The sequence below is a fragment of the Acidovorax sp. NCPPB 3576 genome, assembly GCF_028473605.1.
Lineage (GTDB): Bacteria > Pseudomonadota > Gammaproteobacteria > Burkholderiales > Burkholderiaceae_C > Paracidovorax.
This window is the reverse complement of the sequence record NZ_CP097267.1, coordinates 802051-815037: the sequence shown is the minus strand read 5'-3', so window position 1 is coordinate 815037 and position 12987 is coordinate 802051. Positions and strand designations below refer to the sequence as shown.

Genomic DNA, 12987 nt, shown 5'->3' with positions numbered 1-12987 from the left:
CTGTCCCTCCACCATGTCCCTTTTACTCACGTCCCTGACCCTGTTGTGCGTGCTCGGCATTTCCGTCGGCCAACTGCTGTTCAAGAAGGCGGCCATGATGCTGCCGGCCCAGCCGGCGCTGACCGACTGGATCTTCAACGGCTGGCTCATCGTGGCCCTGGCGCTCTACGGCGTGACCACGCTGCTGTGGATCTGGGTGCTGCGCAGCGCGCCGCTGCACCTGGCCTATCCGTTCATGGGACTGGCATTTTTGATCGTGCCGGCGCTGGGTTGGCTGTTCTTGAAGGAGCCGCTGCACCTGCAGACCTTCATCGGTGGAGCCCTGATCCTGGCGGGCATCGCCGTGGCCGGGAGGGCTTCGGCATGACGAAGCACACCATGGCCATCGCCGTCGCCATCCCCTGCTACAAGGTCACCCAGCATGTGCTGGAAGTGATCCGCACCATTCCGGCCAGCGTGTCCCGCATCTATGCCGTGGACGACGCCTGCCCCGACGGCAGCGGCGCCTTCATCCAGCAGCAGTGCACCGACCCGCGCGTGAAAGTGCTGTTCAACCCCGAGAACCAGGGCGTGGGCGGGGCGGTGGTCACGGCGTACCGCCAGGCCGTCGCGGACGGCATGGACATCGTGGTCAAGATCGACGGCGACGGCCAGATGAACCCCCTCCTGCTGCCGCTGTTCGTGCGCCCCATCCAGGACGGCCGGGCCGACTACACCAAGGGCAACCGCTTCTTCCGGCCCGAATCGGTGCGCGGCATGCCCGCCATGCGCCTGTTCGGCAACGCGGTGCTGTCGTTCATGACCAAGCTCAGCTGCGGCTACTGGTCCATCATGGACCCGACGAACGGCTACACCGCCATCCACACCAGCGTGCTGCGCGAGCTTCCGCTGGACAAGCTGGAGCGGCGCTATTTCTTCGAAACCGACATGCTGTTCCGACTGAACACGCTGCGCGCAGTGGTGCGCGACGTGCCCATGGACGCCGTGTACGCGGACGAGGAGTCGAACCTCAAGATCGGCAAGGTCCTGCCCGAATTCCTGAAAAAGCACGCCTCGCGCCTGGCCCGGCGCTACGTGTACAGCTACCTGGTGCGCGACTTCAACGTGGGCTCCATCTACAGCATCTTCGGCATGCTCCTGCTGCTGGCGGGAGGAATCTTCGGTGCACTGCACTGGATCAACAGCGCCTATGGCACCCATCCGGCCACGAGCGGCACCGTGATGCTGGCGGCGCTGCCGGTGCTCATCGGCATCCAGTTTCTGGTGGCGTTCCTGCACTATGACGTGGGCAGCGTGCCGACCGAGCCCCTGAGCACCTACCTGCACCCCGACGATCTGGAAGGCCTGAACGCCCTGCCCGGAGACAAGACGCCATGAGCACCACCCCGGCCCACGCCCACCTTCACACCGGCCACACCCTGGCGCCGTCGGAGCGCGCCACCCTGCACTGGATGCTGTGGGGCCTGATCGTGCCCCTCATCTTCTACGCGGCGCGCACGGTGGAGGTGCTCACCCGGGTGGAGATTCCGTTCGATTCGCTGCACACCTATCTGCCGCTGGCGCGGCAACTGCTGGAGGACGCGTCCGACCTGTTCGGCGACCCGGCGATCCTCAAGGTGGCACCGGGCGCGATCGTCTACATGGCACTGTCGGGGGCGGACCCGGTGGCCGTCAAGGCGGCGAATCTCGCGATCTCGCTGGTTGCGCTGGTCCTCACGTTCGACGCCGCACGCAAGATCGGTGGCCGCGTCGCCGCCACCGCCGCGGCCTGGCTGTTCGTGCTGCCCCACATGCTGGTGGAAGCCGGTGCCGTGCTCATGGGCGAGGCGCCCTTCGTGTTCCTCGTCGCCCTGTGGCTCTGGGCCACGGCTTATGCCGCGGACACCGCACCCGGCAAAAGTGCCGCGCGCTGGCGCATCGGCGCCGTGGCGCTGGCCGGCCTGGCCCTCGCAGCCGCCACACTCACCCGTGCGACCTACATGTACTGGCTGCCGTTCGCCGTGGTGGCGTTCTTCATCGCGTCGCGCAGGCTGCAGGGCCCACAGCGCGGCGCAGCCGTGCGCATCGCGATGGTGCACCTGGTCGCCCTGGCGCTGGTGGGCGCCTACATGGCGCGGCAGAACGAGGAATTCGGTCGCCCCATGATCGCCACCGGCACCGGCGCGGCGCTGTACTTCGGCAGCAACCCCGTGCTGTCCGGCTACGAACCGCCGTATTTCGGCCTGGTCCACGACGAATCCACCGTGACGGATGGCCATGGACACCTCTCGATCGAGGGCGACCGCCGCCTGATGGCGGTCGCCAAGACCATGCTGCGCGAGACGCCCTTGCCGGTGCTGGCGCAGATGTACGTGCAAAAGCTCGGCGCCGTGCTGTTCTTCAGCCGCGCGCACCTGGACCGCCATGTCATGAACGACCGCTCCTGGCGCGTGGTGCTGGTGATCCTGGCCTGCCTGGGCGTGTGGGGCGCTCGGCGGCACCTGATGGGCTGGGTGCTCACCGGCGCCGCGGCCTATCAGTGCGCGGTGCATGTGCCGGTGCTGTACAACCCGCGCTACAGCATCAGCGCGCTCGACATCCTGTTCGTGCTGCTGGCGGCGCAGGGCGTGGCCCTGCTGTGGCGCCAGCCGCGCCGCAGTGTGGCCCTGAGCGGTGCCCTGGCCACCATCGTGGCAGGCGTGGCGCTGGGGGCCTACCACCTGCGCAACAGCACGCCGCTCATGCCCGACCTCAGCCTGGGGCACCCCAAGCTGATCCAGACGGCCGAGCCCGATACGATCCAGACCCACGGATGGACTGGCGACCCCTTCTCCGGCGAGGTTTCGATGGAGGGTGAAAAAGCCCTGATCGAATGGCGTGCGAAGGCCTTCGAGATGGATGGCATTTCCATCCTCCGGCTGCCCCTGGAACACCTGCAAGGCCAGTGCCAACGCCTGTGGGTGGGCTACACCCGGCCCGATGGCGCCGCGCGCGCCAGCCTGGTGCGACTGGACGGCCTGAAAGCCGGGCAGGAAATCACCTGGGGCACGATGCCGCTGGTGATGCCCGGCCCGCCAGGGCGCCTGACGATGGAATTCCACTGCAAGCCGGGCACGCGCATGCAGTTCGGCGAGCTGGGCTTGTATGAGGCCAGCGAAGGACGTTTCTACCGGGAAAAGGCGCTGAGCGCGCCTTGAGCTGAAGCTTCGCTTTTTCCCAGCCCCCACCGGGGCCCTTCTGCACGGCTGGACGTGGCCTTGCAGTTCTTTTCCTTGACGGACTCTCTGCCATGCGCTTTTTCAACGCTCACCGGATTCTGGCGGCGGCACTGTCCCTGCTGGGAGCCGCTGCGCACGCGGACACCGCCCCCCGTCCGGCGCGCGCGCCGTTCATCGTCGCCCCGACCATCGTCGGAACGATGGTGTGCGACGAGGCCGCCAACGACCCGCGCGTCAAGACCTACGAAGCCGCCATCGATCTGTGCCGCGAGCGCAAGCGCACCGGCGCCGCTGCAATCAACCGCCTGCTCGACACGCTGGAGCCCGGCGGCCCGCGCGGACAGGTGCAGATCGGCTTCACATCCACGCTGCAGCTGCTCGCGCTGTATCGCAAGACCCCTCAGGGCTGGGAGATCGATACGGCGCGGGTCGATGAATTCCTGCAGCTGGTGGCCGACGTGAAGCGACCCGTCGTGCTGTACCTCGCAGGCGACCATTTCGACTCCGCCGGCCCCCTGACCAACGAACTGGAAAAAGACCCGCGCAACCTCATGCAGCTGCCCGGCGGCAAGCCGCTGGAGCTGGGCTACTTCGGCTATCGCGTCGCCCCCTACACGCTGGAGACGGATGCCTCCATCCCGGTCAACCGATACCGCTACAAGGCCTTGCGCTACGTGGCCCAGCGCATCAAGGCTCTGCCCCAGGAGCAGCAGCAACGCATCGTTGCCATCACGCTCGCGGGCGAACTGCACCACTTGTTCCCGGATTTCGAACATGGCATGGGCGAATACCAGAACATCCGAACGACCGACTACAGCGCGGCCTCGGTGGCCGGTTTCCAGGCCTACCTGGCCAAGCAGTACGGCAGCATCGCGGCGCTCAACCGGCAGGCCGGAACGGCCCATACCGCGTTCAATGCCGTTCCGGCACCGTCGCACGACGTGAGCCGCGAGCCGGCCAGCAGCCTGGGCGAACACTACGACGCCTTCGCCGATGGCACCCTGCCGCTCTCGGGCTGGCTATGGGACCCTGCAAACCGCGTGACCGGCCTCGACCTGTACCTGGACGCGCGCTACATCGGCCCGGTCGCTCGGGGCTACAACCGGCTGGACGTGTACCGCGCACTGGACGAGGTCACCACCCCGAACGTCGGTTTCCGCACCGATGTGGACTTCCGCACGCTGCGCCCCGGCAAGCACATCGCGCAGATCGTGGCGCGCGTGGCCGGCGCGCGCTATGAGGTGGCGCAGACCGAGTTCACGGTCATGCAGCGCGACCGCCGCGTGCCACCGCCCACCCGCCGCCCGCCGGAAGTGTTCGGCATGAAGGCCGCGAGCGAACTGGCCGGCGTGCGCTCATGGCTCGACCTGCCCAAGCCCCGGCAGGGCGTGCTGTTCAACCCGCTGGCGCGCGACTGGAACCGCTACCGCGAGCAGCAGGTGGCCCGGCTGCTGGGCGAGTTCTACCGCATCGCCTCGAGCGAAGGGTTGCCCGCCGACAAGCTGTACTCCCACCAGATCGTGCCCAACGTGAACTCCTCCTGGAACCCGCAGCTTTTCGCGGCGGACCAGACCCTGCACGGCTCGCTGCCCTGGAAGCACGGCATCAACCTGTATGGCGGCGCCACCGACAGCGACTGGGTGCGGGGGTTCCTGGCCGAACGCAAGATCGCCGACTACGGCGTGCCCGAATTCAACCCGCAGCAATGGAAGCGCGACGGCGCCCACCTGGCGGCCATGCAGTCGCACTACACCGGCGGCGCGCGGTTCATCAGCCCGTACTACTTTTCCGTCATTCCCGACCGATTCAAGGGCAGCGCCGAAAACGGCGTGAACCGCATGGAGCTGGGCCCGGACAACACGAAGGACGGCTCCGACCGCTTCTACCGGGCCATCATCGAGTTCGCCAAGCGCTGAGGACCCGGCCCGCTGCGGCGGCCCATGCCCCGGTTGCGCCTCTTCTTTCCCCGCTTTTTCCGGCCATGCTTTCCCCTGCCACCGCCATGCCTTCGCCCTCCCCCCTCCCCGCCACGTTGCAGCCCCTGGCCGCATGGCAGCCGCCCCCCACGCTCGCCGGGGTGTTCACCGACATCGACGACACCCTGACCACCGACGGTGCCATCACCGCCGATGCGCTGGCCGCCATCGCGGGCCTGAAAGCCGCGGGCCTGCACGTGATCCCGATCACCGGGCGCCCGGTGGGCTGGAGCGAGCCCTTCGCCGCCGCCTGGCCGGTGGATGCCATCGTGGCGGAAAACGGTGCCGTGGCGCTGGTGGCGAACCGAAGCCCAAATGCCCTTGAGCGCAATGAAGACGACGGCAGTGCGCTATCAAAACTGTATCAACAGGATGCACCGACGCGCGCCCGCAACTACGCGCGGATGCAGGCGGTGCTGGCGCAGATCGAGCGCGAGGTGCCGGGCGCGCGCCGCGCCACCGACTCCGCCGGGCGCGAGTGCGACATCGCCATCGACCACAGCGAGTTCGTCCACCTGCCGCAAGCCGCCATCGACCAGGTGGTGGACCGCCTGCACGCGGCAGGCATGCATGCCACGGTGAGCAGCATCCACATCAACGGCTGGTTCGGGGCGCACAACAAGCTGGAGGGCGCCCGATGGATCGTGCGCGAGCGCCTGGGGCGCGACCTGGATGCCGAGATCGACCGCTGGGTGTACGTGGGCGACTCCACCAACGACCAGCTGATGTTCGAGCGCTTCGCCCACAGCGTGGGCGTGGCGAACGTGGCGCGCTTCGTGCCGCAGTTGCGCCACCGGCCGCGCTACGTCACCAAGGGCGAGCGCGGCGCGGGCTTCGCCGAGGTCGCGCAGGCCATTTTGGGTGTTTTGGGCCGTACGCCCTAGGAAATATTGCGGTGACAGCTATTATTTTTATAGCAAACCATCCATCGCACAGGCCACGCGGCATGCCAGCGCCGGCACTTCGGTCAGGCGCAATAGCCTATTGCGGCTTGCCCAGGCCCAGCTTTTCCACCAGCGCCTTCTCGCGCGTGAAGGTGTCCTGCGCGAACTGGCGGTAGCTCGCGCTGTCCATGTAGATCGGCACCATGTCGTAGCGCGCCAGCGCGGTGCGGTAGGCCTCTTGCTCCATTGCCTGCTTGAACGCATCGTGCAGGCGCTTGACCACGTCCGGCGGCGTGCCCTTGGGCGCGCCGATGCCGAAGGGCGAGTTCTGCACCACGTCGATGCCCAGCTCCTTGAGCGTGGGCGCATCGGGGAATTTCGCCAGGCGCTCGGCGCCCCAGGTGTTCAGCACGCGCAGCTTGCCGGCCTCGACCTGCGGCGCAAAGCCGGTGGAATCGGCCGCGGCCATGATCTGCCCGCCCAGGATGGACTGCATCAGGTCCGCGCTGCCCTTGTAGGGCACGTGCAGCAGTTGCAGGCCCAGCTGCTGCGCGGCCAGCTCCATGGTGAGGTGCGGGCTGGTCAGCGTGCCGGTGGAGCCATAGCTCAGCTTGCCGGGATTGGCCTTGGCATAGGCCACGAAGTCCGCCCAGGTCTTGAACGGCGAGTCGGCCGGCACCACCACGCCGAAGGCGTAGCCCGTGACGTTCAGCACATAGGTGATGTCCTTGACCGGGTCCCAGTTGATCTTGGTGGTGTAGGGCATGCGGAACACGCCCAGCGGGATCTGCGCCACGGTGTAGCCGTCGGCCGCCGAGGACTGCAGCAGCTGCGCGGGCAGCGTGCCGCCGGCGCCGGGCTTGTTGTCCACGATGACCGGCTGGCCCAGCACCTTGCCCGCGCTGTCGGCCAGCACGCGCATGGTGATGTCGGTGGGCCCGCCGGCCGGAAAGGCGATCACCAGCTTGATGGGCCGGGCAGGGAAGGACTGGGCACGGACGGTGAGGGCGGGAGCGGCCAGGGCCGCGGCCCCGAGCTGCATGAGATGGCGGCGCTGCATGGTCGGTGGGTTCTCGCAAAGTAGGCAGGCTCCATTGCAGCGCAGCCTGCTGCGGCGCTGCAGGCCGTAAACCCTGAGGCGCTGTCACCCACGTGTCATGGCGGCGGGCCGCCCATTGCCTTCGTCCTACAGGCGCCGACGTGGCAAACCGACAGGGCCGGGCATGGCGCCCGCTTAACGTCACCCACGGCGCATGCGACCCGCGTGCCGCTTTCCAGCCCCACACCACCCCCCGCTCCTTTGGCCGGCAGGCCATGCCCGGGGACCGCCTATTCAAGAGGAATGGTCATGCCCAACCAACGCCACGCGCCTGTCTTCATGGGGGTGCTTCTCGTCGTGATTGGCCTGGCCATCGGCATCGGTGGGGTCTGGCTCATTGCCCTCGGCGGTTCGTGGTACTACCTGCCGGCCGGCCTGGCCACGCTGCTCGCCGGCTGGATGCTGGCGCAGCGCAATCCAGGCGCGCTCTGGGTCTATGCCGCGCTGGTGCTGGTCACGCTCCTGTGGTCGCTGTGGGAGGCGGGGCTGGACTGGTGGCCGCTCGCGGCACGGGGCGACGTGTTCTTCGTGCTGGGCGTCTTGCTGCTCACGCCCTGGGTGTCGCGCGGCCTGGTGGCCCCCTCGCAGCGCGGGCCGCGCCGTGCGCTCGGGTTGACGCTGGCGGCTTTCTTCGCGGTGGCGGTGGCGTCGTGGTTCCATGACGCGCACGACGTGCCCGGCGCCTTCGCGGCACACGCCGCCCCGACCCCTCCCGCTGCGGCATCCGCCCCCGCCGTGGCCGGCAGTCCTGGCGAACCAGCCATCCCGCCTGGCGAATGGCACGCCTACGGCCGGACCGGCGAGGGCCAGCGCTACTCCCCGCTGGGGCAGATCACCCCCGACAACGTGCGCGGCCTGGAGGTCGCCTGGCAGTACCGCACGGGCGACGTGCGCGGCGAGCCCGGGGACCCGCAGGAAACAACCTTCGAGGTCACGCCCCTCAAGATCGGCAACCGCCTGTACCTGTGCACGCCGCACCAGTCGGTCATCGCGCTCGACGCCACCACCGGCGCGCAGGTGTGGCGGTACGACACCCAGGTCCAGGGCAAGGGAGAACTGGCACTGCAGCATCTGACCTGCCGGGGCCTGTCGTACCAGCCGCCCGAGCCGGCCGCAGCAAGCGCTGCAGGAAGCACTCCCGCAGCGCCCACTCTCACGGCAGCCGCCACCCCGGCTCCGGCGCCCTCCTCTTCCGCCCCCGCCCCCACGATTCCCGTGCCGGCATCCGCACCCGCCCTGCCCACCGCGTCCTGCGAAGGGCGCCTGTTCATGCCCACGGCCGACGGCCGGCTGCTCGCGCTGGACCCGCGCACCGGCGGCCTGTGCACCGATTTCGGCAACGGCACCGGGCAGATCGACCTGTGGACCGGCATGCCCAACCGCCGGCCCGGCGCCTACTACTCCACGTCGCCCGCCGTGGTCACGCGCGATCTGATCATCATCGGCGGCACGGTGCTGGACAACGCCTCCACCAAGGAGCAGTCCGGCGTGATCCGCGCCTACAACGTGCACACCGGCGCGCTGGTCTGGAACTGGGATTCCGCCAAGCCCGAGGCCACCGCGCCCATCGGCCCGGGCGAGACCTACACCGCCAACTCGCCCAACAGCTGGTCGATCTCCAGCGTGGACGAAACCCTGGGCCTGGTCTATGTGCCCATGGGCAACCAGCCGCCCGACCAGTGGGGCGGCCGCCGCAGCCCCGAGGTCGAACGCTATTCGTCCGCCGTCGTGGCGCTGGAGCTGGCCACCGGCCGCGTGCGCTGGCACTTCCAGACCGTGCACCACGACCTGTGGGACTACGACGTGCCCGCGCAGCCCAGCCTGGTGGACCTGACGGTGAAGGGCGAGCGCGTGCCCGCCCTGGTGCAACCCACCAAGCAGGGCGAGGTCTTCGTGCTCGACCGGCGCACCGGCACCCCCATCCTGCCGGTGACCGAAGTGCCCGTCCCCCAGGGCGCCGCCGAGGGCGACCGCACCGCGCCCACGCAACCCCAATCGGCCCTGTCGTTCGACCCGCCGCCGCTCACCGGCGCGGACATGTGGGGCGTGACCCTCTTCGATCAGCTCATGTGCCGCATCGCGTTCGAGAAACTGCGCTTCGAAGGCCGGTTCACCCCGCCCTCCACCCGCGGCTCCCTGATCTATCCCGGCAACTTCGGCGTGTTCAACTGGGGCGGCGTGGCCGTGGACCCGCAGCGCCAAATGGCGTTCACCACGCCCACCTACCTGGCCTTCACCTCCCAGCTGATCCCGCGCACCGACGAGACGTCGCTGCTGGTGCAGCCCGGCGGCGCCCCGCCCCACGGCATGCTGCCCGCGCTGAACGAAAACGCGGGCGCGCCGTTCGCCGTGCGCCTGAAGCCCTTCGTCTCGGTGCTGGGCATTCCCTGCCAGGCGCCGCCCTGGGGCTACGTGGCCGGTGCGGACCTGACCACAGGCAAGATCATCTGGAAGCACAAGAACGGCACCGTGCGCGACCTGGCGCCCGTGCCCGTGCCCTTCAAGATGGGCGTGCCCAACCTGGGCGGCCCGGTGACCACGGCCGGCGGCGTGGCGTTCCTGTCGGGCACGCTGGACTATTACGTGCGGGCCTACGACGTCTCCAACGGCAACGAGCTGTGGAAAAGCCGCCTGCCTGCGGGCGGCCAGGCCACCCCGATGACCTACACCGGGGCCGATGGCCGGCAGTACATCGTGGTGGCGGCGGGCGGCCATGGCTCGCTGGGCACGCGCACGGGGGACTGGCTGATTGCCTACGCGCTCCCTCGCACCTGAGAAGGCCTTGAGCCAAAAAGGCCTCCAGCGCAATCAATACTAGGGCATATAGCTATTATTTTTATAGCGAATTGCCCTCATCCGGTTTTGCGTGGCCGGCCGTTTCTGGCCACCGCAGCGGCGGCGCATCGCAGCCGATGCCCGCCGCGATCCAGCGCCGGGCCAGCGCGCGCATCAGTCCCACCGCCCAGGCGCTGCGCCAGCCGGTGACCTCGCCGGGGTCGGCAACCATGCCGCAGACATAGCGGCCCGGCGATGCCGCAGCGGCAGCGCCCGGGCTATTTTCCCGGCCGTCGTCCGCGTGATGGCGCGCTGCGCTGCCGCCCTTTGTATCCCCATCGCCAGCGCTTTCCGCCCCTGCCTCACGCCACCGCAGCGCTGCGCACGGGCCACGCCGGCGGCGCGACACCAGCATGCCCAGCGGGCACGGCTCGGCCAGGCAGCACAGGCCGCAGCCGTTGCAGGGCGCCCCTTGCGCCGGCTGCGGCGGGGCCGAGGGGTGCAGGTGAACGACCTGCCACCCGGCACAGTCCGCGCCCGGCTTGGCACCCGCATCCCGCCCTGCTTGTCCCCGTGCGCCACCGACGGCATCGGCCGCGGCTGCGTCGTCAAGGTGGGCGTCGTCAGGCAAAGGCATGGGAGGGGCGAAGAGAGGAAGACGGAAGGCGTCGGCGACACAAAGGAGGCAGGGGAAGGCGCGCCGCGAACCACGCACCCCCGCCAGCGTGCCCCATTGTTGCGCCACGCATTGCCCAGGGCCCGAACGGCCATGAAAAAAGCGCCCCGGAGGGCGCTTCTCGTTCGTGCCTGCTGCTGCCGCAGGGGCGCAGGGCACAGGGTCCGCAGCGGGTCAGTGCTGCAGGATCTTGTTGAGGAAGTCCTTGGTGCGCGGCTGGCGGGCATCGGGGTTGTTGAAGAAATCGTCCTTGGAGCAGTCCTCCAGGATCTTGCCGCCCACGTCCATGAAGATCACGCGGTTGCTGACCTTGCGCGCAAAGCCCATTTCGTGGGTCACGCACATCATGGTCATGCCTTCGTTGGCCAGGCCCACCATCACGTCCAGCACTTCGCCCACCATTTCGGGGTCGAGGGCCGACGTGGGCTCGTCGAACAGCATCACGATCGGGTCCATCGACAACGCACGGGCGATCGCCACGCGCTGCTGCTGGCCGCCCGACAACTGGCCCGGGAACTTGTCCTTGTGCGCCGACAGGCCCACGCGGTCCAGCATCTTGAGGCCGCGCTTCTTGGCCTCGTCCGTGCCGCGGCCCAGCACCTTGATCTGCGCGATCGTCAGGTTCTCGGTCACCGACAGGTGGGGGAACAGCTCGAAGTGCTGGAACACCATGCCCACGCGGCTGCGCAGCTTGGGCAGGTTCGTCTTGGGGTCGTGCACGGCGATGCCGTCCACGAAGATCTCGCCCTTCTGGAAGGGCTCCAGCGCGTTGATGGTCTTGATCAGCGTGGACTTGCCGGAGCCCGAAGGGCCGCACACCACCACGACTTCGCCCTTCTGGATGGAAGTGGAGCAGTCGGTCAGCACCTGGAAGCTGCCGTACCACTTCGAGACATTCTTCATTTCAATCATTGCTTTTTCCTCACTCTTTCCGCTCAGCGGATGATGGCGATTTTCCGGTGCAGGCGCTTGACGACCCAGGACAGTGCGAAGCACATCGCGAAATACACGACGGCCGCCAGCAGGTAGGCCTCGATCGGCCGCCCGTAGTTCTTGCCCGCCGTCTCGAAACCCTTGAGCATGTCGTAGGCGCCGATGGCATAGACCAGCGAGGTGTCCTGGAACAGGATGATGGTCTGCGTGAGCAGCACCGGCAGCATGTTGCGGAACGCCTGCGGCAGGATCACGAGCTTCATGTTCTGGCCATAGGTCATGCCCATCGCCTGGCCCGCGAACACCTGCCCGCGGGAGATCGACTGGATGCCGGCCCGCATGATCTCGCTGAAGTACGCGGCCTCGAAGGCGATGAAGGTGATGATGGCCGACAGCTCCGAGCGGTAGCTCGTGCCGATTCCGCCGGGCAGCGCCGCGTAGAACGAGGCCGGCACCAGCAGGAAGAACCACAGGATCACCATCACCAGCGGAATGCTGCGCATGCCGTTGACGTAGAACGTGGCCGGCGCGTCCAGCCACTTCTTGCCCGACAGGCGCATCAGCGCCAGCACGGTGCCCAGCAGGATGCCGCCCACGGTGGCGATCAGCGTCAGCATGATGCTGAAGTAAAAGCCCTTGACGACGAACTTGCTGATGATGTCCCAGCTATAGAAGGAAAGGTCGAGATTCATCATGTCAGTGACCTCCCCCCGCGCCGCCGGACACGATCAGGCCAGGAACGCGCGTGCGCTTTTCGATGAAGGCCATGATGCGGTTGATGGCGAAAGCCGAGATCACATACAGGCCCGTCACGGCCAGGTAGATTTCGATGCCGCGCGAGGTCTCTTCCTGCGCCTGCATCGCGAACATCGTCAGTTCGGCCACCGACACGGCGAAGGCCACGGACGAGTTCTTGAAGATGTTCATCGTCTCGCTCGTGAGCGGCGGAATGATGATGCGAAACGCCATCGGCAGCAGCACGTAGCGGTAGTACTGCAAGGTGGTGAAGCCCATGGCCATGCCTGCGTAGCGCTGGCCGCGCGGCAGTGCCTGGATGCCCGCCCTCACCTGCTCCGCGATCCGTGCCGACGTGAAGAAGCCCAGCGCCAGCACCACGAGGATGAAGCCCGAGACGCCCTTGAGCACCGGGAAGATCGCGGGCAGCACGTGGTACCACAGAAAAATCTGCACCAGGAGCGGAATGTTGCGGAACAGCTCGACCCAGGCATTGCCCAGGCCGACCAGCACCTTGTTGTCGGGCAGCGTGCGCAGCGTTCCGACGATCGAACCCATCACCAGCGCGATGACCAGTGCCAGCAGGGCCACCGACACCGTCCAGCCCCAGGCAGAAAGCATCCACTGGAGGTAGGTCGGGTATTCGCCCCCCGGGTCCTGCAGGAAGACTTGCCAATCCCAATTTGATCCCATGGGAAATCCTTCTCAAATC

General features: G+C 67.9%; 11 protein-coding genes. 6 read left to right on the top strand and 5 right to left on the bottom strand.

All coding sequences use genetic code 11. The features are described 5' to 3' along the window. Positions 1 to 13 precede the first annotated feature (13 nt). The 5 genes from M5C98_RS03960 to M5C98_RS03940 all read left to right on the top strand — a co-directional run bounded on the left by M5C98_RS03960 (position 14) and on the right by M5C98_RS03940 (position 6057). On the top strand, positions 14 to 367 hold the full coding sequence (locus M5C98_RS03960) for an EamA family transporter (protein WP_272551113.1): 354 nt from the start codon (positions 14 to 16) through the stop codon (positions 365 to 367). Next, positions 364 to 1377, top strand: a complete 1014-nt coding sequence (locus tag M5C98_RS03955) for a glycosyltransferase family 2 protein (protein ID WP_272551112.1) — start codon at positions 364 to 366, stop codon at positions 1375 to 1377. The genes M5C98_RS03960 and M5C98_RS03955 overlap by 4 nt, the downstream gene beginning before the upstream one ends. After that, complete coding sequence (locus tag M5C98_RS03950; RefSeq protein ID WP_272551111.1) at positions 1374 to 3176, top strand: hypothetical protein; 1803 nt, start codon at positions 1374 to 1376, stop codon at positions 3174 to 3176. The genes M5C98_RS03955 and M5C98_RS03950 overlap by 4 nt, the downstream gene beginning before the upstream one ends. Positions 3177 to 3268: 92 nt before the next feature. Further along, complete coding sequence (locus M5C98_RS03945) at positions 3269 to 5113, top strand: hypothetical protein (RefSeq protein ID WP_272551109.1); 1845 nt, start codon at positions 3269 to 3271, stop codon at positions 5111 to 5113. A gap of 86 nt (positions 5114 to 5199) precedes the next feature. Then, entirely contained in the window at positions 5200 to 6057 is an 858-nt protein-coding gene (locus M5C98_RS03940; RefSeq protein WP_272551107.1) for an HAD-IIB family hydrolase, read from the top strand. A gap of 97 nt (positions 6058 to 6154) precedes the next feature. Here the strand turns inward: M5C98_RS03940 and M5C98_RS03935 are convergent, their stop codons facing one another. Then, positions 6155 to 7117, bottom strand: coding sequence for a tripartite tricarboxylate transporter substrate binding protein (locus M5C98_RS03935; RefSeq protein WP_272551106.1), 963 nt, complete (start codon positions 7115 to 7117; stop codon positions 6155 to 6157). A gap of 288 nt (positions 7118 to 7405) precedes the next feature. Between M5C98_RS03935 and M5C98_RS03930 the strand changes: the two genes are divergently transcribed. Next, positions 7406 to 9931, top strand: a complete 2526-nt coding sequence (locus M5C98_RS03930; protein ID WP_442867225.1) for a glucose/quinate/shikimate family membrane-bound PQQ-dependent dehydrogenase — start codon at positions 7406 to 7408, stop codon at positions 9929 to 9931. Positions 9932 to 9992: 61 nt separating this feature from the next. Here the strand turns inward: M5C98_RS03930 and M5C98_RS03925 are convergent, their stop codons facing one another. From M5C98_RS03925 to M5C98_RS03910, 4 genes are all read right to left on the bottom strand, one after another. After that, positions 9993 to 10568 carry a hypothetical protein gene (locus M5C98_RS03925; RefSeq protein ID WP_272553411.1) on the bottom strand — a complete coding sequence of 192 codons (576 nt, stop codon included), beginning with the start codon at positions 10566 to 10568 and terminating at the stop codon, positions 9993 to 9995. Positions 10569 to 10781: 213 nt separating this feature from the next. After that, the gene (locus tag M5C98_RS03920) at positions 10782 to 11519 is read right to left on the bottom strand and encodes an amino acid ABC transporter ATP-binding protein (RefSeq protein WP_272551105.1); all 738 of its coding nucleotides are present in this window, start codon (positions 11517 to 11519) and stop codon (positions 10782 to 10784) included. Between the two features lie 23 nt (positions 11520 to 11542). Next, on the bottom strand, positions 11543 to 12235 hold the full coding sequence (locus tag M5C98_RS03915) for an amino acid ABC transporter permease (protein WP_272551104.1): 693 nt from the start codon (positions 12233 to 12235) through the stop codon (positions 11543 to 11545). Position 12236: 1 nt separating this feature from the next. Further along, the gene (locus M5C98_RS03910; RefSeq protein ID WP_272551103.1) at positions 12237 to 12968 is read right to left on the bottom strand and encodes an amino acid ABC transporter permease; all 732 of its coding nucleotides are present in this window, start codon (positions 12966 to 12968) and stop codon (positions 12237 to 12239) included. Positions 12969 to 12987: the final 19 nt, after the last annotated feature.